The following is a 26,363-nucleotide window of genomic DNA, read 5'->3' as shown; positions in this document are numbered from 1 at the left end:
AAAGATGAAAGATTGACTTGATAACAGTCTCCATAACTTTCCTAGGTCTTTACTCTAAAATTGATGTAATTTCCGAAAGTTATGCTTGAGTTTCTCTGATTGGTCAACTTATCACCAGCCTAGTCTATCCAATTTCAAATTCCTCTAATGGTGTCTGGATCACAATATCGATTGCTTGTAGCAAAGTTTCCTGTCGATCGAGCATTTGGATTAAACTTTCTTCATCAGGGTGATCCCATCCCAAAAGATGTAGAAAACCGTGGGCTGCAAGCCAAGCTAGTTCAGTCTTCAGCGGATGTCCTTGCTGCTGGGCCTGTCGGTTGGCCGTATCGATGGAAATTACGATATCACCCAAGTATAGAGGTTCAGATGACATTTCATCTAACCCAGGACACTCTACTTCTAAGGCCGCAAAAGCTAGTACATCAGTTGATCGATCCTGGTGACGGTACTGAGAATTCAGCGATTGCATTTCCTCATCCCCTGTCAGACGCAGACTCACTTCATAGCCAGGGGCAGCAGGCACATCCTCATGCTGATTTTCCAGCCAAACACCAAACCAAGTTTCCCAAGTTTCGGCGGCAATCTCCCCGCTAGCTGCACTCTGAGGTTCCTGGGAATTATCAGCAGACTGTTGGGCTAGCCCATAACAGTCTTCCACATTCACCTCTATAATCATTTTTGGCGTTTCCTGTCAAGCATTTTTATCAGTAATTTTTAGTAAAATCTCAGATTGTGCGATCGAACTCAGAAACTTTTGGCTTTTAGCAGGAACCATACAATAATTTGTCAAAGATTGCAAGATTCCGAAACTGCAATTAGCTTAACTCCCCAACCGTGAAAAATCAAAACAGAAACTAAAAAACCCGGTTTCTGGCGATCGCCCTCCCGCTACAATCAGGCAATCACCCAAATCAACCGAGTTTTGGCGTCGGGAAATTAGCAACACACTACTGAAAACCGGATTTAAGAATTGAAATATCGATCCACAAAAGCCAAAGCCACCAGTACGCCCAAAAGCCCAGCAGCAGTCAACGCAAAATGAAACAGAGAAGTCGCCCGCTTCCGCACCATATTCCGCATCGCCAGCTTGACATAACTAGGTGCAGGTGGAGCACCAGCAGAGGTTGGCGGAATTTCGGAGGCGGTTTCTTCAGAAGTTGTTGGGATAGAAGGAGGTTGAGTCATAGTTTCAATGTATAAGTTTCAGGGAGTGGGACAGCCACGGGGTACAGCCCCCACATGGAATGAAACCGCCGAACCCTGGTAGGGGCGGTGGATGGTGCGTGGGTATCCTCTGTAGAGGCGATCGAATTCAATGCAGCCTCATAAAAAATTGGTATAACACAACCAAACACCAGAAATCAATGCAAACCCAAACCAATAAATCAAATCATTCACAGGATTTGACCTAGCGTAAAAATTTTTATAAGAAATACCCTTTTGATCTGACAATCTCTCTAACCCGCCCTACCCTGCAAGTTTTGTAAAAATTAATTTGCTGGGGCGGATTTATGTGTATTATTTTTACTCATCAAATATTGTTGCTAAAATTCGCCATACCACATAATGAAAAAAAGTAAATTGGATTTTGTAGATTCTCAGACTGGAAGACACTTGCTAGATGCCATCTATGAAAAGTTTGCCAAACCTCAATTGCATGATACTTTCAAACCCAATAATCCTTCAATTTATGTGCGACACGCCGTGGGAGAAACTATAGATAATTATCTAGTAGAAAAAGTGTTTGAACATCCTGAAACAGGTTTTTATGCGGAAGCAAGAGTTCCTATTTCTATTAACAATCCATCGGTTTTGGTGATTCGTGGTTATGGTTCATGGTATCCTTTCGAGCGCGTTTTGGAAGATACGCCAGATGTGTTTATATCAAAATTAGAACGACAGTTGAAAGCCGCGGAAATCGTGGGTGCTATTGATTGGATTAAGCAGCAGTTTACTAGGGGAAATTCTGCGGATGTCATTGGAGAAAGTTTGGGCGGGAAAGTGGCTCAACAAATAGTAGTAAAATACCCCGATTATATTCGATCTACTGTCACTTTTAATGCTTTGGGCGTTTCGGAAAAGTTAGTTAAAACTTCTACAGCTACTAAGGTTTTTCATTACTTTACTTTAGGTGAAAGGTATGCTTTTTGGGCAAATGGAGGCGATTATATACCGGGAACAATTTTGATAGTTTCCCAGAAAGGCGAAAACTGGTGGTATAAGATAGAAGAGGCGATCGTCCGCAGGGCTACTTTTAATGGCAAGTTTCGGAAACGGCGAGTATTGATGGTATTATTGGCTCAGTTAATTTTGCTAAACAGACATAATGCGATCGTCCTAAACCGACAAAAACCCGTGGTAGTTCAGATCGATCGCGCTCAATTACAAATTTTCCGAAAAAGCCGCTTTATCTAAACTCGCGCCCAATCGCTTCATAGCGCTGGTGACGGATTTTGGCTGGCTGCTTGGTAAAACCTGTCCTCACCGAGAGTTATCTCGTTTCTGGTTAAATCATTGCGATGCAGCCGGAAACGATATCAAAGATTGTTGCACGATTTTAGAGAAATGGTATAAGTTGGGGATGCTACACAAATTCTCCTTTAGCAACCATCACTACTTTTCCACCTACCAACACTTCTATTTTTCCTGCATTTTTTGCAGATTGCAACAACAGCAGCGAAGGTCGATCGATCTCATAACCTTGCTCGACTCTCACGTTAATCTTTTGTGACCTATAATAAGCATATTCGACCAAATATCCAGCTAAACAGCCATTGGCACTCCCCGTTGCCGGATCTTCGGGAATTCCTAAATAAGGCGCAAAAACTCGGACGCTCAAGTCATTAATATCATTGTAAGTCTCTGGACAAAATATTAAAATTTCTGTGGCTTCTGTGGTCTCAATCAGCTCAGAATATTGCTCTAAGTTGACTTTGGCTTTCTTGAGCGAGGCTAGGTTTTTGAGCGGTACTATTATAAATGGTACTCCGGTGGAAACTTCTTGAATTGGGAATCTTTCATCTATTTCATCGACTTCTAAATTCAGCACCCTTGCGAGTATTTCGCCTGATAAAACTTGACCAAAGGTAGGCACTTTTTGTCGCATCCATAAAATATCTGCGACTGCATTGTGATAGCTGAAAGTAACGGGAATTTGACCGACTGCTAGATTTAAAATAACTTGTTCTACAGGTTGGTTGATAATCTGTTGCTGCAAAACGAATGCTGTTCCTAAAGTGGGATGACCGGCAAAGGGCAATTCTTTTTTTGGGGTGAATATCCGTACATCGTAGCCGCCGTTTTGTAGTTGGGGCGATCGCACAAACGTAGTTTCTGAATAATTAATTTCCCTGGCTATCATCAGCATTTCGCTCTCCGATAGCTGTGCAACTCCCGCACCGCAAAAGACGGCTAGCTGGTTGCCAGCATATTTTGACTCGGCAAATACGTCAACTATGTAAAAATTCATAAAAATTAATACGGGATGTGGGAAACTCAGTGGCTTTAGCCCTTCCTAGGGAAGCAACACGGGGACTGAAGTCCCCGTGTTCTTTCTTTGTCAATTGGCCGAATGATGCGGGTCTTCGATGTATTTTCTAACAACTTCACTACTAATATTACCTGCGGTACTAACAAAATAGAATATTCTAAGAAAAGTAGCCAGTAAGTTAAGTGTAAAGCTTGACCGACTGAGTAGGCGGTGTTTGACTACCGCAGCGAGAGTTAGACTTTGGGTGTTGCCCAACTCTGCTCTGTCCGCAGAATCTCAGCGGCTTCAGCCCGCTTGAGTGTCAAAATTATGTTTCTGGGCTTTATGCTTTAATTCTTAAGTATTTTCTCGTTACCAGGCTTTGCCTGGTAACGCAGATCCAGAGGCTCCGCCTCGCCAATATCCAATCCTCTATTTCAAACAACGAATTGCTTGCAACATCCCCCTAGCTTTATTCAGGGTTTCCTCATATTCCATTTCTGGGTTAGAATCCGCCACTAAACCAGCACCTGCTTGCACAGAAACCGAATGTTTATCAGCACCTAAAGAGCGCACAACCATAGTCCGAATCGCGATCGCACTATTCAACTGTCCCTCAAAATCATAATACCCATAAACCCCAGAATAGGGTCCCCGGCGGCAACCTTCCAATTCATGTACAATCTCCATCGCCCGAATCTTGGGAGCACCACTAACCGTACCCGCCGGAAAACCAGCCTTCAACAAATCCCAAGCAGTCTTATCCTCAGCCAATTCTCCGATGACATTACTCACAATGTGCATCACATGAGAATAACGCTCAATTCCCATTAATTCATCAACTTTTACCGTACCGCTGCGGCAAACTCTGCCCAAGTCATTTCTGCCCAAATCAACTAACATGACGTGTTCGGCAATTTCCTTGGGATCTTGCAGCAATTGGGCCGCCAAAGCATCGTCTTCTTGAGGAGTTTGACCCCGGCGGCGAGTGCCCGCAATCGGGCGCAAAGTTGCTATCTTTTTGCCATCTGCACTGTTTTCTGCCTTCACCATAATTTCTGGACTGGAACCGATAATTTGCCAATCTTTAAAATTGAAATAAGCCATGTAGGGAGAAGGATTAATCAAACGCAAGGAGCGGTAGAGTGCAAAAGGATCGCCACTGTATTCAGATTCCAGTCGCTGGGAAATCACTACCTGAAAAATATCTCCCGCTTTAATATAATCCTTAGCTTTTAAGACATTGGCACAATACTTTTCGGGAGTAGTATTGCTGGTATAACTCAATTCTGTTTCTGTATTTCCGGTGGTGGAACTGGCATCTTGCCCGTTATTGGGAGGAGTCCATTCTATAAGAGTAGATTGCTGGGAAAGCGGGGATTTCAGCTTATCAACTAACTGAGAAACGCGATCGCACGCTTGCCCATAAGCCTGGGCCAAATCAACCCCAACTTCACGCAAATCTGCATAGGCGATCGCCCAAATCTTCCGTTTCACCTGATCGAAAATCAACAAATTATCGACCTGCATCCACAACCCATCGGGCAAATCTTTTTCCCCAGCCGGATAGACAGGAACACGCGGTTCAATCCACTTAATTAACTCATAACCCCAAAACCCAAACAACCCACCTATTCCGGCTGGTAACTGTGGCAATTTTACGGGTTGATAAGACTGCAAACATTCAGTTAAAGCCACAAACGGATCGCCACTAAATACTTTTTGGGAACCATCACGGTAAACTTGAGTTGTTTGGGTTCCCTTAGCCTCCAAAATCCACAACGGATCGCACCCTAAAAAACTATAACGCCCAATTTTTTCCCCACCTTCGACGGACTCTAGCAAAAAACTGTAAGGTTGACCGGCACAAACCCGATACCAAGCAGAAACTGGCGTATCTAAATCAGCTACCCATTCTTGATAAACAGGGACAAAATTGCCTTGTTTTGCTAGTTCGGAGAATTGTGAAAAATTGGGAAATATCATAGGGAGAAGGAAGATGGAAGAAGGAAGATGGAATAAGGAAGATGGAAGATGGCCCTTCGACTCGGCGATCGGGTACAAATAAGGATGAAATAAAATGCAATAATAGCAATATTATCAGCGATTTAGAAATTCCTAACCGTCTTGGCGGTTGCTATACTAAACTTTAATTAAATAATCAATAAAGATAGGACGGAAGGACACATCCCACAGGTTGCTGGTACTCACCAATTGCCATCACCGCCAGCGGCTTGAGGGCGCGCAGCCCCTCTTGCAAACACCAGCGAAACAAACCTGCATAGCGCACCGGCAAGTGAAAACAAAGCACTTCTCCGGGACTATAGGCTGCCGCCCCCAACAGCAAAGCCTGCATATCGGCTGCTGTTTCGGCGACGCTGTGACCGAAAGTAGATACCGCACAAGTATAGGCCACAATCCGGCCTTGTTTGGTGGTAACTAAGGGAGAAAAGTTATTCAGGGCGTATTCAATTTCGGAAGTGCGATCGCACCCATACACTCTATTACACAAAGCCTGACATTCATCTATATCCTCACTGCTGAGCGGCCGCACCTCAAAGTCATACTGTGGCGGACTGCGAAACATCCCCTCCATCAATACCAAAGGTTCTTTCACCTCAAAACCCAGAGAAATGTATAGTGACAAGGATGCCAAGTTAAAAGATTCTTGTACCAAACGAATACCAGCAGCCTCTTTTCCCTGTTCCAGCAAGGCTTTCATGATTTGCCTTCCTGTTCCTTTTCCTTGAAAAGTGCGATCGACACTAACAGGTCCAATGCCACGAATCGGGTTGCGTTCGTCCATGAAACCGCAGCCAACAACCTCACCGGAGTTTTCAGCTACAATGTCAAAATACGATGGGCTGTGGATTAAAATATCGGTGATTTCGGTGGCAAAATCTAGTGTGGGAAAATCTGTCGGGAATTTATGGCGATCGGAAATACCTTTAAAAGCTTCATAATTAATCCGAGCGCAAGCATCAATATCCTGATGAGTTGCTCGCCTGATTTCTACCGTCATTTTTGATAATTATTAATTTAATTTTTAATTACACAAGCAGTTTGTAGTTGCGCTTAGGCGAGATAGAAACAGCCTGCCGCGTCCAAGCGCTACTACAAACCAGAAAATACAAGCTGAGCTTTTCTGGAAATACTACCCCTTCGAGCTCAGCGATTCCCTCAAAACCTAAACTTCGTAGGTTTTTTTACCCGTGAACTTCACCTTAATTGGGTTAGGATTGCTGCCAATATTGCGGTCAACCTTACCGTTGTATGCACGACCTTCATTCACCTTTTCAGGGAACACGCCATCCTTGGGATGCAGGTACTCATTAGAACCGTCGGGAAATACACGGTAAATCTTGTAGTTCGAGATTTTGAATTTTGCCCGCAGTTGTTGGCCACCTAAAGCGATGCACTGCTCCTTCCGGGGCAGATACAGCAGGTTGTCGCCTTGACGCATGATTGCAGCGCCGCCTGTCGGCATTTCAAACACCTGTTCCTTGGGGCTAGTCCAAGTGATCGCGTACTTCTCTTCAACTAGCGCCTTAGTCAGCAAGCCGCCGGTGCTGCCGCCGAAGATAGGGGGTTGTCCAGTGAGTTCTTCTGCCATAGATATATCCAAAGGATTTTTAGGGCATCCTATCACCTGGGTGTTACCCTAATCTCGAAATTGTAAGGAAAGTTAACAGTTTTTTGGCGAGGGATATTTTATGATAATTCAAAATATCCAATTAAGATTGGAGATTTGGCAATTGCCACCGCTGCGTAAAAAATAAATTTGACAGTATAAAATCATCATTAAATAAGAATTTAAAAACAGCTATTGCTAGGGTTAGTTAGGGAGATTTTGTAAAACCAGCCCTAGCCAAAAAGCACCTAACTCCTGTGGACACTAATCCTTCATTTATTCCTGGGGCAACTTTGTGCATTTTTCAAATTTTCCAAGGCTCAAATTTTTCCCCTCGATTGGTTGTTGCTGTGAAAACAGTTTTGAGTTATAATTTCTAGACCTATTATCTTGGGAACTATGTATATTTCCCACTTAAAATTTATGGCGATCGCGTAAGTAAGGGGCCAGCCAGCGCCGAAAGGCAAAAACAGGTGTTTCCTTGATGACAAGCTACGAGGAAACCAATGTAGAGAATGTTTAGATTCTACGATTCTTGGTTGCTTGGTCTGGTAGCTAGCCAAAATACCCAGTTTCTACGTAAGTATTTTTTTTGGTTTGGAGGAACTAAGATACCTTTGGCCAACTTATGTTCAGACCAGCCGAGTTCCCGTAATTGAACTTGACGGCATATCTGGCATTCTAGAATAACAAACCAATCTACCCAATTGAAAGGACAAACCATGTTCCCAGCTTCAGGATTTTCTGGTTATGAGCTCCAAGAAATCATCCACCAAGGAGCTCACACAGTTATCTATCGCGCGGTATCGAGAGCCGATGGACAGTTTGTGATTCTTAAAGTTTTAAACACCGACTGTCCCACCCTAGACCAGCTAGCCAGACTCAAGCACGAGTATCAAATTACTCAACATCTAGACTGTCAGCACCTCATCAAAGTTTATGGTATTGAAAATTCTCAAAATTGCTTATTATTAATTTTAGAAGATATGGGAGGGCGATCGCTGAGAAAATGGATGACCAGCCTAGGTTATCGCTCCAATCCCGAAGCTCAAACAATAGAAAATATACCCTGGCAAGATTCCGAATTATCCCTCGCCCAGTTTCTCAATATTGCGGTGTCCTTATCAAAAGCTTTGACTTATATTCATCATCATAAAATTATTCATAAAGATATTAAACCTGCTAACATTATCATTAATCCTGAAACCGAACAAGTAAAACTTACTGATTTCAGCATTGCTTCTCGGTTAAACAAAGAATATCCCAACTTAAAAAATCCCGATCGCCTAGAAGGCACTCTCGCCTATATGTCCCCAGAACAAACTGGGCGGATGAATCGAGAGCTAGACTACCGCAGCGATTTCTATTCCCTAGGTGTCACGTTTTACGAACTGTTGACAAAACAATTACCATTCCAGAGCAACGAACCCTTAGAAATGGTACACTGTCACATTGCCAAACAACCGACACCAATTCGAGAATTAAAGCCAAATATTCCCCCAGTTATAGCACAAATTGTCGCCAAACTCATGGCAAAAAATGCCGAAGACCGCTATCAAAGCGCCACAGGATTGTTAGCAGATTTAGAACTGTGCCAAAATCAAATTAAAAGTCATGGTAGAGTTTCCGACTTGATCCCCGGTCAATTTGATGCTAGAAGTCAGTTATCCATACCTCAAAAACTCTACGGACGAGAAAAACAAGTCGAACAACTGTTGCAAATCTTCGATCGAGTTAGCAAAGGCGGTAGTGAAATTGTGATGGTATCGGGATATTCAGGCATTGGTAAATCAGTATTAGTCCAGGAAATTATGCGGGATTCTACTCGCAATCACGGCTATTTTATTTCTGGTAAATTCGACCAATTTAAACGCAATATTCCCTACACTTCTTTCAATCAAGCCATGAAGAGTTTGGTCAATCAAATTTTAATGGAAAGCCAAGCTCAGTTAGCGCAGTGGCGAAAAATACTACTGAATGCTTTGGGTGTCAATGCTCAAGTTGCGATCGATGCTATCCCCGAATTAGAGTTAATTTTAGGCCCGCAACCTCCCGTGCCCGAACTTGGTGTGATTGAATCTCAAAATCGATTCAATCGAGTCATGCAGCAGTTTATCCACGCCATAGCAACTGCGGAACATCCTTTAATATTATTTCTCGATGATTGTCAGTGGATAGATGCTGCAACAGTCAAGATGTATCAAGAAAATTGCATCGCCAGAAACCCTTACTTGCTAGTTATTAATGCCTATCGAGATGGTGAAATCAGTCCCACCCATCCCTTGATGCTAGCAAATGATGCCCTTCGGGCTAAAGGAATTTCGATTACAGAAATTCAATTAAAACCCTTAACACTTTATCAGATAAATCAATTAGTATCTGAAACGCTGAATGTGAATTTTAAGAAAGCGGAAATTCTGGGTAAACTATTGTTAGAAAAAACCGGAGGAAATCCCTTTTTTCTCAAACAATTACTGAAGTCATTACATCAAGATGGCTTACTACAATTTAATCCAATTAACGAGGGATGGCAGTGGAATCTTCAACAAATTCAGCAGCAAAAGATTTCAGAAAATGTCGTTGATTTGATGATCAAAAAAATTCAAAGATTGTCACTTTCTAGTCAAAGAATTTTACAATTAGCTGCTTGTATAGATAATGAATTTACTTTAGAGTTCTTGTCCATAGCCAGCGAACAATCTTTAACTGAAACAGTGCGAGAGTTGTGGGAAGCACTGCAAGTAGGTTTGATTTTACCTGTAGATAATAACTATCGAGTCGCGCAAGTATTGGATGAGCAGGAATTGGAAAAATTGGACAAAACAGCCGCAAAGGTGCGCTATAAGTTCTTGCACGATCGAGTGCAACAAGCAGCCTATGTGATGATTCCTGATGCGCAGAAACAACCAGTTCATTTGAAGTTAGGACGTTTGTTGTTGCAGAACACTAATGAAGCCGAACGCCAAGAAAAAATCTTTGATATTGTCAATCATTTCAACTTGGCTCGCGGGTTGATTTCTAGCGATGAAGAATTTTATCAATTAGCAAAACTAAATTTACAAGCAGGCAACATAGCTAAATTTGCTTCAGCTTTTGAAGCTGCAAAGACTTTTTTTGAAACTGGATGCAACACTTTACCCGCCTCAAGCTGGCAAGATAATTATGCCTTGACTTTAGAATTAAATATAGCACGGGGTGAAGCAGAATATTTGAATGGAAATAATGATGAAGCTTTAGTTATTTTTGATGAAGTTATTCCGAGGACTAAAACTTTATTATCACATTGCTTAATCGATGAATTAAAAATGACTTGTTTGCGGATGAAAAATGATTTATCGGCTGCTTACAAGTTAGGTGTGGAAACATTACAATCTTTGGGTGTCGAATTTGAAGCTTACCCAGATGAGGATTTTTTAGCTAGTGAATTAGCGAAAACGAAGGGGATGATTGGCGATCGGGCGATCGCCGATTTGGCAGATTTACCCCTACTCACCGATCCGCTAAAACTCGCAGCCCACCGGATTTTGAAAGAACTGTTCCCCATTGCCTATTTTACCAATCCCAACGCTCAATTTCTCTGCGCTATCAAGTTAGTGCAAGGGAGTGTTGAGCATGGTAATTGCCGAATTTCCGCCTTTGGTTACACTTTATATGCCTTTACTTTAATCACTAAATATCGTGAAATCGAGGCTGGTTGTGCAGCAGGAAAACTCTCCCTCACTCTCTACGAAACTTGGAATATTAAAGAGTTGGGAGCTTGTATTTTCCATATGTGGGGGGCTTTAACCTTGCATTACATTAAATATATAGATGAGTGCAAGTTGTTGATGCTGAAAGCCTTTAATAATGGTATAGAAACAGGTGCTTACCAGTGGTCTGGCTATGCTTCGATTAATTATGTATGGAGTTGTTTTTTTGGGAATGAATCTCTACAAAAAACCACAGAAATTACGGATAAATTTATCCCGGTGTTGTCAAAAATCGATCGCAATATGTTAGCCTATCACTTATTGAACAAAAATGCGATCGCCCAACTTACCTGCACCTTAGAAGCCGCCCAAATACCTCAAACTTTTATTGATGATGAAGCGCTGTTAAAATTTGCTGAATCCTCTGCCGATCTGACTACGATTTTTGTAATCTATCTTTACAAACTGACTATTGCTAACTGGTTTGGTGACGTCCATCTAGCCTTAGAATATGCCCTGGATGGGGCTGAGTTTTTGAAAGGTGGTGCCGGTCATTTTGTCAATCCTGTTTTTCGTTTTCATTATGCGATCGCTCTGGCGTCTGGTGCTACAAATGCCAGCGATCGCGATCGTCAACTATACCGAGAACAACTCAACATCAGCCTCGAAGAATTTCGAGATTTGGCACAACATTGCCCAGCCAACTATCAACACAAATATTTATTAATTTACGCAGAAATAGAGCGACTCTCAGGAAATAATTATGCAGCCGCAGAATATTACGACCAATCCATCGCCTCAGCGCTGGAAAACGGATTTATCCAAAATGCAGCCCTAGCCAACGAACTAGCCACCCGCTTTTATTTAGCACAAAATCGGTACAATTCCGCCAAATTATATCTTAATGATGCCCGTTTTTGCTATCTCCAATGGGGTGCTACTGCCAAAGTTAATCAATTAGAACATTCCCATCCTGATTGGTTTCAAAAAATATCCGATAATCAAATAACAGTCACTACCACTGCCAGTACCTCTGCCGATGGTAACATTTTAGATGTAGGAACAGTAATGAAAGCATCCCAGACTATTTCTAGTGAAATAGTCTTAGAAAAATTGTTAACAAAACTGCTCCATATTATTTTAGAAAATGCGGGAGCTGAAAAAGGAGCTATTATTCTCGAAAAAGAGGGGGAACTTTCCATAGAAGTCTTAAATATTCACAAACAAAATTTCCGTGTTTTCCACGAGCCAACTTTATTAAAAAATAGTTCAGATCTGCCAATTTCTGTGATTCAATATGTGGTGATGACTCAGAAACCAATACTCTTGACAAATGCAGCCAAAGAAACCATTTATCAAGGGGATTTATATATTCAAAAAAACAAACCAAAATCGCTTTTGTGCGCCCCTATTCTCTATCAGGGCAAGTCGATTGGTGTAGTTTATTTAGAAAATAATCTGGTGGTGGGTGCGTTTACAAAGGAGCGATTGAAACTGTTGCAAATATTGACAGCCCAGGCGGCAATTGCCATTGAAAATGCCCGTCTCTATGCTGGCGAACAAGAAAAATCTCGTGAGTTAAAAGCCACAGTGATTCAACTGCAACAAACTCAAGCACAATTAGTTCAAACTGAAAAAATATCTCAACTTGGACAACTGGTGGCTGGAGTTGCTCACGAAGTGAATAATCCTGTTGGTTTCATTTCGGGAAATTTGCACCACGTTCAAGAATATATTGATGATTTGATTAATTTGCTCAATCTTTATCAAGAAAAATTTCCCGAACCCGGACAACAAATTGAAGATGAAATTGAGTCGATCGAACTGGAATATCTATTAGAAGATTTGCCCAAAACCACGGCCTCCATGAAATTGGGAATCGATCGCATTCGGGATATCATGCAATCCCTCCGCAACTACTCCCGCACCGACACCGCTCAAAAAAGAGCCGTTGATATTCACGAAGGAATTGAAACTACTTTGATGATTTTGTCTCACCGACTGAAAGCCAAACAAGCTCGACCAGCAATTAAAATCATTAAATATTATGGTGAGTTACCAAAATTACAATGCTATCCAGGACAAATGAATCAAGTATTTATGAACTTGATTGCTAATGCAATTGATGCTTTGGATGAATCTAATGTGGGCAAAACCTATGCACAAATCGATAAAAATCCCAATAAAATTACCATTTCTACTTTCGGAATTTCCGAAAAACTAGGACAAACAATGGACACCTTGGTAATTCGGATCGCTGATAACGGCTTGGGAATGCCAGAAAGCGTCCTCGAAAAATTGTTTACTCCATTTTTTACCACTAAAGCAGAAGGGGAAGGAACGGGATTGGGCTTGTCGATTTGTTATCAGATAGTAACCGAAAAACATGGAGGGACTTTGGAATGTTTTTCATCGGTGGGGAAAGGAACGGAATTTGTAATTAGTATTCCGATGTAGTTATACCAATTTCATAAAGTAGCGCTACATATCTACCCCCCCAACCCCCCCCTTACTAAGGGGGGGCTTTGAACTACATCTGTAGTAGGACTTTACAAAAATGGTATTAGTGGTTATTTGTGGGATAGCCCAATTATGCAAAAAGTCGCGTATCTCGGTATTTTATACGGTGGGAATAGTGAAATGAAATTCACTCCCTTTGTCTTTTCCTGGGGAATCTACCCAAATTTTACCTCCCCAACCAGCCACAATCTGTTTGCAAATTGCTAATCCTAAACCCGTACCGCCGGCACTGCGCCGCAAAGCTCCTTCTTCTTGATAAAATCGATCGAACACTACTTTTAAACTATTCGCCTCTATCCCTCTCCCCGTATCCGCTACCAGCACTTCCACCATCCGATAACCGTTACACTGAGCTCTAACCGTCACGCTTCCCTGGGGTGTGGTGAATTTGCAAGCGTTATCTAACAGTTTGGAAAGCACTTCTACCAACCACTCGCCATCAGCTTGCACTAGAGGCAATTCTGCGGATACATCAGTGATAATTTCCGGCAACTTTCTATCAAAGGAACGAGCTCTAACGCTGCTGAGGGCTAAATCTACGCATTCTTGCAAGGTAAGTGATTCCACATTCCATTCCACTCGACCGCTTTCTAAGTGGGAAAGAGTGAGGAAATCCTGGACGAGTTTCCGCATTCTATCGGCATCGCCTAGGGCTGTTTCTAACATGATTTTCCGCAATTCTGCTGGCATATCTGGTTCGGAATTCAAGCTTTCTAGACATACTTGAATCGTAGAAAGGGGAGTGCGGAGTTCGTGTCCGGTGATGGCAATGAGATTGCTACGAGTGCGGTCTAAGGCTTCTAATTGTTGATTGAGTTCTTCTAAATTAGCGTAGGTTTCTGCTTGAATTAAGGCCGAACCGAGTTGAGTAGCAATCGCCTCTACTAGAGCCAGTTCATCTTCTTCCCAAGCCAAAGTCGATCGACACTGGTGCATTTCCACCATCCCCAAAATCCGCCCATGATAAAGCACAGGCACCATTAACCACGAGACAATTTCCTGCTCTTGGACAGTCTTTTGTAGGGATTTGGTATTGACAATCAGCGGATGTTGTGCTGTATCTTGAATATAAACTCGCTCTTGGTTTGCCACCGCATCACGAAATATCGGATTTTCCTGCAAGGGCCAAGTCTGATTTAGCAGGGAATTAGTGCTGGGGCGCAAAAACTCGCGCTCGATTTTAGTGGCAATATCTGTCGCTTTGCAGCGATAAATCAAACAACGGTTTGCTGACAAAGCTGTACCCAGTTCTTGCACTGCCACTTCCACTATTTCTTGAGGATTCAGCGATTGCCGCATGGCCGTTGTGATCGTATTCACCAAGCGTTCTTTGCGTTCTTGGGCCGCGATCGCACCGTAGGCTTTCAGCAGTTTGTGTTGACCCGCTTGCAAGTAAGTCACCAACCGCTCGGTAAAAGCATCGCTGAGTTTAGGATTGGGGATTTTGGCAGTTTTCCCTAAAGTTTTCTCTGGTTTGGCAGCTTTGGTCGTCTCGGTTTTCCGGGATTTTTTCGGTTTTTTGACCAGATTATAACTTGTTTGCGCTCCTTCGATTTTTTCGGCTAATTCGGGGCGATATTTGACAATGCGATCGAGCAGCAATTGGGCTGCTTTGCAACTTACATCGCGATCGAAAGTCCAAATTCCCTCAAATCTACGAGCTTGATCCATCAATAGTGGTTCTCGCTCATCCTGATTTTCCAGAGGGATAAATTTTTCTTGACAAATCAGACAAGTTGAGTAGTTTTCTCCGATGACCACTAAGTGCCACTCTTGGCTTAATCCATCCTCTGGATCGAAAGCCACAGTTTCGTAAAATTCCGAGGAGTTTTTAAAGTCAGTTTCCGGTGCTGCTAGCACGTATACCTGAGATGAGCGATCGGAAATGCGCCGATAGCGGTGAGCTTCCTGGCGATAAAATCGCTCTCGCTGAAAGCTAGCAATGACTAACGGTTCATCAGAACCTGCCAAAACCAAGTCTTCCATCGCGTGAGACAGCGCTGTCATGGAAGATTTGAAATAAATTTGGGCCCGTAGCTGGGGCAAAGCTTGCAGAAGTTCTGCGAGTAATGAAATAGAGACGATCATCTAGCCTTAAGCGAGCATTTTTGCCGATGACAAAACGGGAGCGATCGACACTTTAGATCGATCCCTTTTTAGTATCTCTCAAAAAACACCACTAATTAGCCATTACTTACAAACTAACGGTTAATTATTTTTTTCTGACCCCGATCGCGTAAGTATAAATGCTGTGCGTTTCCCCGAATTAGACTAGCTCGCCACCTTCGTCACTGCCACCGGGAGATGATTTGTAGAGAGCATCCAATTGTTCGCGGGCATCTTGTACACTAAGCGAACGCATCACTAACAGAGGCTCGTTGACTATGTTTCCGTATTCATCTAAAAGTTCGGGATGCGGCACACTTTGAGAGCGAGAAGAGGATGCGTAACGATGAGGATGTCTAAATTGTTGAGGGCGCTGGGACTCCATCCCCACCGTGACTAAGCTACGGATTAAGTTACCCACCGCCAGAAAGGCAAGAACGGTAAAAGCTAGGATATAAAGCAGATGTAACATGATTTTTTCCTCCGGGCTAAACAGCCACACAGCAATTTACAAATGTGTTTCAGCAATTAATAAATTATTAACTGGAAATCTTTTTGAGGTTGTCAAGTCTGCTGCCCATATTTCCTTGGTTGGGGATTGGACAGCGCGTTTAATTGGAAATCACCTTATCTGCCAAGCTTGGCCGACTGGGATGAGCGAAATCGCGACGATACTTGCCAGCATTCTGCCAGAAGCCTGTGCCACGGCATCAGGGCGGCGGTTTCAATCCCAACTTGACCTCCGGTTGCTTGAAATAAAGCGATCGCAGCATTTACTTCTTGCTGAGCTTGTTCAACTCTCCCTAACAAGTCCGATTGTGCTTCACTGCTCAAAAAGGCGATTTCCTCAGTTTCTAAAAGAGTTGCCGAGCGAGCAAACCAGTATTTAAAATCCTCTAACAGCGGTTGCAGTAAGGATTTTAGCAATTCGGCTTCCGGCAAGTCGGGATTAAGCATGGATCAAAATTGGGTTATTTATCTATTGTAATCTTAGATGCTATTTACAAATTGTAACATTTTTTTAACAAAAATTCAACTTATGGGCGATTGTTAAAGCCGACGAGGGATTTGGGATTGGGGATGGGAGAAAACAACCCTAGGCATGAATCCAGACATTGCACCTCGGCTGCTTTCAGTAAATTCGCCAGATACCCCAAAGCATTAAGTGGGCGGTTGTTCTCCCAATCTGAGTAAGATAGAACCCAGTGCAACTAAATTAATTGCTAAATCAACCGATGTCTAGCTCAGAATCCCTTTCCGTTCCAGAACAGCCCGCTAAAATTGATTTGCCCCGCACCAGCGAGTCGGAGCAACTAAAAAAAATTCGCCACACTACATCCCATGTCATGGCGATGGCGGTGCAGAAATTATTTCCCAAGGCTCAAGTAACCATTGGCCCTTGGATTGAAAACGGTTTTTACTATGACTTTGACACTCCCGAACCATTTACGGAACAGGATTTAAAAGCCATTAAAAAAGAGATGATCAAAATCATCAACCGCAAATTGCCTGTAATTCGCGAAGAAGTCAGCCGCGAAGAAGCACAAAGCAGAATTCAGGCAATTAACGAACCTTACAAATTAGAAATTCTCGAAGGTTTGATCGAACCCATTACCCTTTACCATTTGGGCGACGAATGGTGGGATTTGTGCGCCGGGCCTCACTTAGACAATACCAGTGAATTGAATCCAAAGGCGATCGAACTCGAAAGCCTAGCAGGAGCCTATTGGCGCGGGGACGAAACCAAAGCCCAGCTACAACGCATTTACGGTACCGCCTGGGAAACCCCCGAACAATTAGCAGCCTACAAACACCGCAAAGAAGAAGCCCTAAGACGGGATCACCGCAAATTAGGTAAAGAATTAGGCTTATTTATCTTCGCCGATGCAGTAGGTCCAGGCTTGCCTTTGTGGACACCAAAAGGCACTGTTTTGAGAAGTATTTTAGAAGACTTCTTGAAACAAGAACAAATCAAACGCGGCTATCTGCAAGTAGTAACTCCCCACATCGCCAGAGTCGATTTATTCAAAATCTCTGGACATTGGCAGAAATACAAAGAAGATATGTTTCCGCTGATGGCAGAAGATGAGGAAGCCGCAGCCAACGAACAGGGTTTTGTCATGAAACCCATGAATTGCCCCTTCCACATTCAAATTTACAAAAGCGAACTCCGCTCCTATCGGGAATTGCCGATGCGCTTAGCAGAATTCGGCACAGTTTACCGTTACGAACAATCGGGAGAATTGGGCGGTTTAACCAGAGTTCGTGGCTTTACAGTGGATGATTCTCACTTATTTGTCACCCCGGAACAATTGGATGCAGAATTTTTGAGCGTAGTAGATTTGATTCTGTCAGTATTCAAGAGTCTACAACTCAAGAATTTTAAAGCCCGTTTGAGTTTCCGCGATCCGGACAATTTAGAGAAATATATCGGTTCCGATGAAGCTTGGGAAAAAGCTCAGGGTGCGATTCGCCGCGCGGTGGAAACCTTGGGAATGAACTATTTTGAAGGAATTGGGGAAGCGGCATTTTACGGGCCAAAACTCGATTTCATTTTCCAAGATGTTTTGGACCGCGAATGGCAATTAGGAACTGTTCAGGTAGATTACAATTTGCCCGATCGCTTTGACTTAGAATATGTTGCTGAAGATGGCACTCGCAAGCGCCCGGTGATGATTCACCGCGCTCCTTTCGGTTCTTTAGAACGCTTGATCGGAATTTTGATCGAGCAGTATGCGGGGGATTTTCCACTATGGTTAGCGCCCATTCAAGTGCGTTTGTTACCTGTTAGCAGTGAATTTTTGCCCTTTGCCAAGGAAGTGGCTGCGAAGATGAAGGCTCTAGGCATTCGTGCTGAAGCTGATGATAGTAATGAGCGTTTGGGTAAGTTGATTCGTAATGCAGAGAAGGATAAAATTCCGGTGATGGGTGTTGTCGGTGCTAAGGAAGTTGAGGCGAATAGTTTGAATATTCGGACTCGTGTTTCTGGGGAGTTGGGGGCGATTTTGGTTGATGAGGTGATGGTAAGATTACAGGGGGCTATTAGTAGTTACGGGGATTTTTAGGGATTTTTTTTACCGCAGATGAACGGAGATTAACGCAGATAATATTTTGAGATTGTCTGCGTTTTTCTACTCGACTGGGTAAAATATTAAAATTAGGTAAATCAACAGGAGTGAAATTAATGACTAATCCATTTCCAGGGATGAATCCTTATTTAGAAAATCCTGAATTATGGGGTTCTTTTCATAATAGGTTAATAGTGGCGATCGCCGATTTGTTAACTCCCCAACTACTGCCTAAATATTTAGTAGATATCGAACAAAGAATTTATCAAATCAGCGGCGAAGATGCTTTATTAATTACCATGTCTGATGCCACAACGCAGCGCTCACCGACTCCCGGCACAGAGACTAATTCTAATGTTGCCGTTGCCGCTCCTCCAGACCAATATTTGAAAGTTAAAATACCTTTGCCACGGGAATTAAAACTAAGTTATTTACAGATAATCCAAACAGAGAGTAAAAACGTAGTGACGGTGATTGAAGTGCTTTCTCCAGCTAACAAACGACCGGGAAAAGGGCGAGAAATTTATGAAAAAAAGCGCAAAAAAGTGTTTGGTAGTCGCACTCATATGGTAGAGATTGACTTGCTGCGAAGTTACCAACCTTTACCAGTGTTTGCTAACGATATTGAGCAAAGATATCGAATTTTGGTAAGTCGCTCAAATCTAAGACCTGTGGCAGATTTGTACCTTTTCAATTTACCAGATAGGATTCCTCAGTTTTCATTACCTTTGCGTGCAGAGGATGGGGAACCAATTGTAGATTTACAAGGGTTATTAAATGAGGTTTACGATCGCGCAGCCTATGATTTTAGAATAGATTATAACGCGGAACCGGTTCCCGCGCTCTCGGAAGCCGATGCTGCTTGGGCTGATTCTCTGCTGCGGGAGCAAAGATTAAGGAAATAGTAAGCGAAGGCGGGTTTGAGAGTTGGTCAATTATTAGCAAATATTGTTGATGAAACCCGCCATCACAAATTAATTTTTACAAAACTCGCAGAATACTAGCAATGCTATGAATGGATTCCATCGCCCTAATTTCTGCGATCGCCTGTTGGAAATTGCCTTCTTTAACATCGTGACTAACAACTACAATTTCTGCTAAATCGCCATGAATTCCCGTCTGCACAACAGATTGTAAACTAACTTTGTGGTTGCCGAAACAAGTCCCTAATTTCCCAATTACCCCCGGAGTATCGCGAGTCAGGAAACGAGCATAAAACCGCGTTACCAGTTCGTCCATTTTTGCTATTTGGGAATAGTGTTGGTGATTGCAACTGAGCAAAGGATGGGGAATCGGAACAGTTTCGGTTTTCAGAATAGCTGCAATGTTCAGAATATCGGAGACTACCGCACTAGCGGTGGGTCCGGCACCGGCACCGCGCCCGTACAGCATCAATTGCCCGATCGGCTTTCCTTCCACTAAAATTGCATTATAAACCCCGTTGACACTTGCCAGCGGATGAGTTTTTGGCACGCAGGTAGGATGCACCCGAATCGAAATAAGTTCGTTTTTTTTATCCCCATTTTCTTCCGAAGTTTGGTAGTTGTTTTGAGCAATAGCTAGCAACTTAATTACAAATCCCAGTTTGTCTGCATAGTCAATATCAGAGGCCGTAACTTGTCTGATACCTTCGCAGTAAACATCTGCTAATTTAATCCGGCCTCCAAAAGCTAGGGAAGCTAAAATAGCGATTTTATCAGCAGCATCTAATCCGTCTACATCCGCTGTGGGGTCAGCTTCAGCGTAACCTAATTGCTGGGCATCGGCAAGGACTTCAGCAAAGTCTGCACCTTCTGTTTGCATCCGTGTCAGGATGTAATTAGTTGTGCCGTTGACGATGCCAATTACGGTTTGAATGCGGTTTGCACCCAAGGATTGTTTGAGAGTTTGGATGACTGGAATGCCGCCACCGACAGCAGCTTCTAACATTACATAAATGCCTTTTGCGTTGGCTGCTTCAAATATTTCTTGACCGTAGCGGGAAATCACAGCTTTGTTGGCGGTGACAACGTGCTTACCGTTAGCAATAGCCTGGAGAATGAGCGATCGGGCCGGTTCCAATCCCCCGATCAATTCTACTACAATATCAACTTCCGGGTCAGTGACGATCGCTTCCAGGTCAGTTGTCAGCACATTTTCTGGCAATTGTAAAGACCGAGTTCGAGAAATATCGCGCACACCCACCCGATAGATTTCCAATTCCTGCAACAGCGGATGGCGGCCATCTGTAGAGAGCAAAATCTCTGCAGTTCCCGCACCAACTGTACCTAAACCTAGCAAACCAATTTTGAAACCCACGACTTTGACCCGTTGAAACTGACTTAACCTACAATCATTGTATGATATTCGCGCATTGACAGAATACCACCCCCTACTTCTTAAAGAAGTCGGGGATCTAATTTGAGCTCAGAATTCTACAGTTCTGCATCCATGTTTACCCCCATTTCTCGGAGTCGCTGGGCCAATCTTTCGACTTGCTGTCCCAGTTCCTGATTTTGCTGTTCTAGCTGCTGTCGCTGTGCTTGTTCTTCTCGAATTAAATCTTCTACTAGCGGCCCAGAGAGCACTTCATTCACCGATAAAATAAATTCAGGGAACTGTACAGACTGAACCTGCTGTCCCGGCAAAAATTCCTGGTGAGAATAACCACCTTCATTGTCGGGACGGCTACACACTCGTATTTTGAGTAAATTGGGGTCTACGATCCAATATTCGAGGATATCAATTAAGTCATATTCTGCCCGTTTACGGATGTAGTCATCCCGCCAATTTTGACTGGTAACTTCTATCACTAATAGGGGTTTTTCTTCAAAGTCCAAGACTGCCGAACCAGCTTGGGCACAGACTTGTTCCCAAAGACTCTGAGTGCAAATTATCACATCAGGAACTCGCGCCGAGTTTTCCTCAGTTCGGACTGCGGTAGTGACAACGGCAACTAGCGGCAAGTTATGTGTAGCAAAAAAGCGCCGGAACTGGTAAACTAAAAATTCACAAATTTTGATATGTATAGCTGTGGGTGTTGGCATTTCGATGAGATGTCCCCGATATAACTCATAACAAACACCTGATTCTCCCTGGTAATTCAGATACTCTTCAAATGTCAGTTGTTGGGTAGAAATTAGGATCATGTCAATTATCTCCCCTTTTCGGTGCGCTTACTTTATATTTTACACTTTAAACTCTTGTGGTGTCGGCATTCTGTAATATCTAATCCTAGGGCTGTTTCATTCTCAGATAAATCATCGTTTTGTAGGGGTAGTGCCACCGTGCCTACCCTCTCCGTCCACGATATCGAATTCTATGCAGCCTCATAAAAAATTGGTATAACTATCAACTGCTATACCAGTCTAAAACAGTTGTAGGGCGAGCAAAGCCCGCCCTACAACTGAGAATTAAATCACCTTACACATTAATAGGTTTCAACGTGCCAGCGATGGTCTTTCTTCAATTGTTTCTGATAGGCAGACCACTCGACTCCGAACTTGCCAGCAGCAGCCGACATTCCTTCATCAATTCCACCTTCCATCCCTTTCAAGCCGCAGATATAAGTGTGAGTTTTGGGTTTTTGAACCAACTCCCACAATTCATCAGCGTTTTCTTGAATCCGATTTTGAATGTACATCTTGCCGCCGTCAACATTTTTTTGCTCGCGGCTGATGGCATAGGTCAATCGGAAATTATCGGGGAATTCTGCCTGCAATTTCTCCAACTCTTCCTTGTACAGAATGTTGGGAGTATAAGCCACGCCAAAGAACAGCCAAGCTAAACCTTTGAATTTGTAATCAGGATTGTTTTCTTTAAACATCCGCCACAAATAAGCGCGGAAAGGAGCAATGCCTGTACCAGTAGCCATCATAATAATGGTGGCATCTTCATCTTCTGGCAATAACATTTCTTTGCCTACTGGGCCAGTGATTTTGACATCAGCCCCTGGTTCCAAACCTGTCAGAAAAGTCGAACAAACACCAAAGACTTGTTCGCCGGTTTCTGGGCTTTTGTACTCTAGCCGACGGACGCACAGAGAGACTGTTTTGTCATCCAAATTATCTCCGTGACGGGTAGAGGCGATGGAATAAAGCCGAATTTTGTGAGGTTTACCGTTCTTATCAGTACCATCTGGAATAATGCCAATACTTTGACCTTCCAGATAGTGCAAATTGCCTCCAGAGATGTCAAAAGTGACGTGGCGGACAGTGCCATCGCCGCCTTCTCTGACCAATTCTTCTGTAGAGATGCACTTGCCAATATAGGGATTGGCGGGCTTGTAGAGGTTAACTGGAACCTGAACCTTTTCCTTTGCTTGAGTCATGGGCTTAGTTGTTTCTCCAGATTTCTGACTCTGTTGTCCAAGTTCTGGTGCTACAGTGCCATGAGTTTTGGGAGCGTCGTTGGAGGGTCGAATGCTGACTATTTTGCCACCCATGCGAGTAATCCTCCGCATTTCCTGATTCATGCGATCGTAGGGGACGGCGATAAACACGCTGCCACTACGACGAATCGGGTTACTTGTTTGGTCAGTTTCGCAGCTTTGACGCATGCCCTCGACTTCATAGACAAAGATGCGACTGCCTGATATGGAGCTGGTCGCAACACCAGATATGCTTGGGCTGTACATTTGTTGCTTTTCCTTCACGATACAGAGTTATAAAGATAGAGAATGTGACCGTAGACTCAATTTACTTTTTTCTTAAGGTCATCGGGACTAATTGGTCGCGTTAATCTTTCAGCCTCACCGCCCTGGGCGGGCGTGTCAAGTTTTGCTCGATCGCGTCCCCAATTCCCAATTAGCCGAACACGCCCACGAACCTCGCCCGGTTGTGTTCAGGTGTTGACTTATAGCTATTGTTGTCTGCGTACTGCGACTATTTTACCCGATCGGGGGTGCAGCCCCGATAAACGACGTTAATTCTCAAATCTCAAATCTCAAATCGACGTTGAGCTTGTAGGGGGCGATCGCATTCTGGTAAGATTAACTACTAAAGTTAGTGTTAATAGATCTTACGGTCTTATGCCCAAGCAATCCCAAATGCCTTGTGCCATGGGATAGGGAGCTGTGTAGTTCAGCTTGAGAAGGGTCCATTCGCTGGAAGTAAAAAAGAAAGGAGAAGGATTTACGCCTCCCATGTCATACATAAATGACTATACTTTTACAAGCTATTAATTACTTGCCTTGAAAATTGCTTGGGTCTTCCCTAGCAGGCAGTCAACAGACTGCTGTATGGTGGTTTTGCTCGATCCCGTCGGGGTAGTAAAGCCACATCAAGCTTGTTGGTAGCTACCTATGGGCTGCAATTTTGTGGAATCTACACTTGAGTTAGTAAACATTGATTTTTTTAGAGGGAAACTATGACAACTAAGCCGGATCGCGTGGTTTTAATTGGCGTTGCCGGAGACTCCGGGTGCGGAAAATCTACCTTTTTGCGCCGATTGACAGATTTGTTCGGGGAAGATTTCGTTACCGTAATCTGTCTGGACGACTATCATTGTCTCGATCGCAAACAGCGCAAAGAAACAGGGATTACAGCCCTTGACCCCAGAGCCAACAATTTCGACCTAATGGCCGAGCAAATGAAAGCGCTCAAAGAAGGCCGAGGAATCGACAAACCGATTTACAACCACGAAACCGGCCTGCTCGATCCTCCCGAGCGCGTTGAGCCGAATCATGTGATCGTGATTGAAGGATTGCACCCGCTGTATGATGAGCGAGTGCGATCGCTCCTCGACTTCAGCGTCTACCTCGACATCAGCGACGAAGTAAAAATCGCTTGGAAAATCCAGCGCGACATGGCGGAACGGGGCCACCGTTACGAAGACGTGCTGTTTGCGATCAACGCTCGCAAACCCGATTTTACCGCCTACATCGACCCACAAAAGCAATATGCCGATGTGGTAATTCAAGTATTGCCGACCAATCTAATTAAGGATGACAAAGAGCGGAAAGTTCTGCGGGTGCAGATGATCCAGCGCGAAGGTGTCGCCAATTTTGAACCTGCGTATTTGTTTGACGAAGGTTCAACAATTAACTGGGTTCCTTGCGGCCGGAAACTAACTTGTTCCTATCCCGGAATTAAGATGTACTACGGACCAGACTCTTTCTACGGCCACGAAGTATCGATTTTGGAAGTAGACGGTCAGTTTGAAAATCTCGAAGAAGTGATTTACATCGAAAGCCATTTGAGCAAGACTTCTGCGAAGTATGAAGGCGAGTTAACTCACCTATTGCTCCAGCACCGCGAGTATCCTGGTTCCAATAATGGAACTGGTTTATTCCAAGTCTTGGTAGGATTGAAAATGCGGGCGACTTACGAGAAGTTGACTGCAAAGGAATCGAAAGTAGCTGTTAGTGTTTAGAACGGGAACATGAAAGATTTGGGAGGCGCGATCGCGCCTCTTTTTTTGTGGATAAAATGAACCACAGAGGGCGCAGAGGGCGCAGAGTAGAGTTAGGGGCAATACAGTTTAGTTAAGCCCGATCCCCCCTAGCCCCCCTTAAGAAGGGGGGGACAAGAACTTACTCAAAGTCCCCCTTCTTAAGGGGGATTTAGGGGGATCTCCGAGGAATAAACACTTTTAACTGAACCGTATTGGAGTTAGGGGAGGGTGTTTGGAAGTAGAGATTTTAAGAAGGTTTCTCCGGCTTCATGGAGGTCGCTATCTAGGGAAAAGGTTAGACTGCGAACTTGGATATCACCATGTTTTATGTCTAGTGGCTGTTTGAGGTTTTGCGGGTAGATGAGAATTGCATTTTGGCAGTTTAACGCATTGGCGTAAGCAACTATTTGATGAATGTCATTACTGGCTACTTTATCGGGAGCTTTGTATTTTGTGTCGAGGACGTACCGGACTTTACTTGTTGCAATATCGCACAGCAGTAAGTCGATGCGATCGGAATAGTTTTGGTCGTGGGTGACTCGGTGCTGTTGTTTGACAAAAAAGCCTTTTGGTGTATTTGCGTTGAGCCATTCAGCGACAAATTGTTCATATAATTTAGCCATGTCTATGAGAAAAGGGAGCATTTCGCGATCGCCTATTTCGTGACTAGGCCCTGTGTTATCTAAAAAGAAGCGACATAAGGCGTGTAAAAGTTGATAATCTTGATTCAAACGGTGATAAGTGCGATCGATACAAGCTTCAGATTTAAAATGTTTTAATGTCACAAATCCTTGGAGTGCGTGAAAAGCTTTTCGCACAGTGGATGAAACAGATTCGCGGCACAAACCGCTGCGCCCAATTATGAAGAGTGTCCAAGCGAGTATTTGATTGTCTTCGATATCGCCTGTTTGTTCGTGATAGTCGCATTTTAGTTTAACATCCCAAGGTTTTTGAATGGCCGATCGCAAATCGACGCGGCCGCGAATGTAGGCGAGTCTTTCGGTTTTGGGTAAGTAATCGCGATATAGTCCTTTGCGACAGCGTTCTAGAATTTTTTGAGCAAGAATGTTAGCTAATGTCTCGTAAGCTTGTTCTAAAAATTGGCACTGAATCTGTCCTTCGGGAAATTTTATCTTCAGGTTGTAGGCATAGTCAAGCATTCCGAAGATGTTGTTTATGGGAACCTTTGGGCGGATAGCAATATGAAATTCTGGAGTGATGGGAATGTTGCCAACTCTGCCTTTAGATTTTAAGTGCCATTTATCTCTTGTTTTAAAGTTGGGAAATTATATCTCGATTTCCTTACCATAATTATGGTATATTTTTTGTCCTACTGATTCGGGGATTGAGTTTTGTTCAAAAGTTGCTAATTGATATTCTTTGACATACTCCCCGGCGTAAACGCGCGGGGATTCTTTACGCTTCATCGAGATGTGCCACAAGTGGTCTTACCTTCTCTCTGCGTACATTTAGAGTCGTGGCAATGCCCTATCCCGACTTGAAGT

The 26,363-nt window shown here is 43.4% G+C and carries 19 protein-coding genes and 2 pseudogenes; 6 read left to right on the top strand and 15 right to left on the bottom strand.

Annotation, left to right across the window (positions count from 1 at the left end):
- Nucleotides 1-124: 124 nt before the first annotated feature.
- Together ybeY and AAFP14_RS22345 are read right to left on the bottom strand one after the other, a co-directional pair.
- On the bottom strand, nucleotides 125-679 hold the full coding sequence (gene ybeY / locus AAFP14_RS22350) for an rRNA maturation RNase YbeY (RefSeq protein WP_340518305.1): 555 nt from the start codon (nucleotides 677-679) through the stop codon (nucleotides 125-127).
- Between the two features lie 287 nt (nucleotides 680-966).
- Entirely contained in the window at nucleotides 967-1,188 is a 222-nt protein-coding gene (locus tag AAFP14_RS22345) for a DUF3285 domain-containing protein (protein WP_341734390.1), read from the bottom strand.
- Nucleotides 1,189-1,569: 381 nt separating this feature from the next.
- Between AAFP14_RS22345 and AAFP14_RS22340 the strand changes: the two genes are divergently transcribed.
- The gene (locus AAFP14_RS22340) at nucleotides 1,570-2,418 is read left to right on the top strand and encodes a hypothetical protein (RefSeq protein WP_341734389.1); all 849 of its coding nucleotides are present in this window, start codon (nucleotides 1,570-1,572) and stop codon (nucleotides 2,416-2,418) included.
- Between the two features lie 169 nt (nucleotides 2,419-2,587).
- Here the strand turns inward: AAFP14_RS22340 and AAFP14_RS22335 are convergent, their stop codons facing one another.
- From AAFP14_RS22335 to trpE, 3 genes and pseudogenes are all read right to left on the bottom strand, one after another.
- Nucleotides 2,588-3,472 carry a PhzF family phenazine biosynthesis protein gene (locus AAFP14_RS22335; RefSeq protein WP_341734388.1) on the bottom strand — a complete coding sequence of 295 codons (885 nt, stop codon included), beginning with the start codon at nucleotides 3,470-3,472 and terminating at the stop codon, nucleotides 2,588-2,590.
- A 90-nt stretch (nucleotides 3,473-3,562) separates the two neighbouring features.
- Nucleotides 3,563-3,643: pseudogene (locus AAFP14_RS22330) on the bottom strand (IS200/IS605 family transposase); the annotation flags it as partial.
- 261 nt (nucleotides 3,644-3,904) lie between these two features.
- Entirely contained in the window at nucleotides 3,905-5,458 is a 1,554-nt protein-coding gene (trpE, locus tag AAFP14_RS22325; RefSeq protein WP_341734387.1) for an anthranilate synthase component I, read from the bottom strand.
- Nucleotides 5,459-5,499: 41 nt separating this feature from the next.
- Between trpE and AAFP14_RS22320 the strand changes: the two genes are divergently transcribed.
- The gene (locus AAFP14_RS22320; protein WP_341734386.1) at nucleotides 5,500-5,625 is read left to right on the top strand and encodes a hypothetical protein; all 126 of its coding nucleotides are present in this window, start codon (nucleotides 5,500-5,502) and stop codon (nucleotides 5,623-5,625) included.
- Nucleotides 5,626-5,633: 8 nt separating this feature from the next.
- Here AAFP14_RS22320 and AAFP14_RS22315 read toward each other — a convergent pair whose 3' ends face one another.
- On the bottom strand, nucleotides 5,634-6,494 hold the full coding sequence (locus AAFP14_RS22315; RefSeq protein WP_341734385.1) for a GNAT family N-acetyltransferase: 861 nt from the start codon (nucleotides 6,492-6,494) through the stop codon (nucleotides 5,634-5,636).
- Between the two features lie 165 nt (nucleotides 6,495-6,659).
- Entirely contained in the window at nucleotides 6,660-7,085 is a 426-nt protein-coding gene (gene psaD, locus AAFP14_RS22310) for a photosystem I reaction center subunit II PsaD (protein ID WP_341734384.1), read from the bottom strand.
- Nucleotides 7,086-7,825: 740 nt separating this feature from the next.
- Between psaD and AAFP14_RS22305 the strand changes: the two genes are divergently transcribed.
- A complete protein-coding gene (locus AAFP14_RS22305) occupies nucleotides 7,826-13,249 on the top strand; it encodes an ATP-binding sensor histidine kinase (RefSeq protein ID WP_341734383.1) in 5,424 nt (1,807 codons plus the stop codon).
- A 162-nt stretch (nucleotides 13,250-13,411) separates the two neighbouring features.
- Here AAFP14_RS22305 and AAFP14_RS22300 read toward each other — a convergent pair whose 3' ends face one another.
- The 3 genes from AAFP14_RS22300 to AAFP14_RS22290 all read right to left on the bottom strand — a co-directional run bounded on the left by AAFP14_RS22300 (nucleotide 13,412) and on the right by AAFP14_RS22290 (nucleotide 16,375).
- On the bottom strand, nucleotides 13,412-15,400 hold the full coding sequence (locus AAFP14_RS22300) for a DICT sensory domain-containing protein (RefSeq protein WP_341734382.1): 1,989 nt from the start codon (nucleotides 15,398-15,400) through the stop codon (nucleotides 13,412-13,414).
- A 178-nt stretch (nucleotides 15,401-15,578) separates the two neighbouring features.
- On the bottom strand, nucleotides 15,579-15,890 hold the full coding sequence (locus tag AAFP14_RS22295) for a DUF2973 domain-containing protein (protein ID WP_340518289.1): 312 nt from the start codon (nucleotides 15,888-15,890) through the stop codon (nucleotides 15,579-15,581).
- Nucleotides 15,891-16,045: 155 nt separating this feature from the next.
- Nucleotides 16,046-16,375 carry a DUF2605 domain-containing protein gene (locus AAFP14_RS22290; protein WP_341734381.1) on the bottom strand — a complete coding sequence of 110 codons (330 nt, stop codon included), beginning with the start codon at nucleotides 16,373-16,375 and terminating at the stop codon, nucleotides 16,046-16,048.
- 278 nt (nucleotides 16,376-16,653) lie between these two features.
- Between AAFP14_RS22290 and thrS the strand changes: the two genes are divergently transcribed.
- Nucleotides 16,654-18,483 (top strand): threonine--tRNA ligase, encoded by a 1,830-nt coding sequence (gene thrS, locus AAFP14_RS22285; protein ID WP_341734380.1) that lies wholly within the window; start codon nucleotides 16,654-16,656, stop codon nucleotides 18,481-18,483.
- Nucleotides 18,484-18,602: 119 nt separating this feature from the next.
- Nucleotides 18,603-19,391, top strand: a complete 789-nt coding sequence (locus tag AAFP14_RS22280; RefSeq protein WP_341734379.1) for a DUF4058 family protein — start codon at nucleotides 18,603-18,605, stop codon at nucleotides 19,389-19,391.
- 76 nt (nucleotides 19,392-19,467) lie between these two features.
- On the opposite strand, the gene AAFP14_RS22275 is transcribed toward AAFP14_RS22280, so the two are convergent.
- The 3 genes from AAFP14_RS22275 to petH form a co-directional block, all read right to left on the bottom strand.
- Nucleotides 19,468-20,784 carry a homoserine dehydrogenase gene (locus tag AAFP14_RS22275; RefSeq protein WP_341734378.1) on the bottom strand — a complete coding sequence of 439 codons (1,317 nt, stop codon included), beginning with the start codon at nucleotides 20,782-20,784 and terminating at the stop codon, nucleotides 19,468-19,470.
- A 116-nt stretch (nucleotides 20,785-20,900) separates the two neighbouring features.
- Complete coding sequence (locus AAFP14_RS22270; RefSeq protein WP_341734377.1) at nucleotides 20,901-21,614, bottom strand: Uma2 family endonuclease; 714 nt, start codon at nucleotides 21,612-21,614, stop codon at nucleotides 20,901-20,903.
- A 281-nt stretch (nucleotides 21,615-21,895) separates the two neighbouring features.
- Entirely contained in the window at nucleotides 21,896-23,101 is a 1,206-nt protein-coding gene (petH, locus tag AAFP14_RS22265) for a ferredoxin--NADP reductase (RefSeq protein ID WP_341734376.1), read from the bottom strand.
- 731 nt (nucleotides 23,102-23,832) lie between these two features.
- Here petH and AAFP14_RS22260 point away from each other — a divergent pair.
- The gene (locus AAFP14_RS22260) at nucleotides 23,833-24,837 is read left to right on the top strand and encodes a phosphoribulokinase (RefSeq protein ID WP_341734375.1); all 1,005 of its coding nucleotides are present in this window, start codon (nucleotides 23,833-23,835) and stop codon (nucleotides 24,835-24,837) included.
- A 239-nt stretch (nucleotides 24,838-25,076) separates the two neighbouring features.
- On the opposite strand, the pseudogene AAFP14_RS22255 reads toward AAFP14_RS22260, so the two are convergent.
- Both AAFP14_RS22255 and AAFP14_RS22250 read right to left on the bottom strand, forming a co-directional pair.
- Nucleotides 25,077-26,096 (bottom strand): annotated as a pseudogene (locus tag AAFP14_RS22255) (McrC family protein); the annotation flags it as partial.
- Nucleotides 26,097-26,144: 48 nt separating this feature from the next.
- On the bottom strand, nucleotides 26,145-26,285 hold the full coding sequence (locus AAFP14_RS22250; protein ID WP_341734374.1) for a hypothetical protein: 141 nt from the start codon (nucleotides 26,283-26,285) through the stop codon (nucleotides 26,145-26,147).
- Between the last annotated feature and the right edge of the window lie 78 nt (nucleotides 26,286-26,363).

The organism is Microcoleus sp. EPA2, from assembly GCA_020882975.1.
Taxonomy (GTDB): domain Bacteria; phylum Cyanobacteriota; class Cyanobacteriia; order Cyanobacteriales; family Microcoleaceae; genus Microcoleus.
Note: the sequence above shows the minus strand (reverse complement) of the source record. Positions and strands in the feature narration are given on the sequence as shown.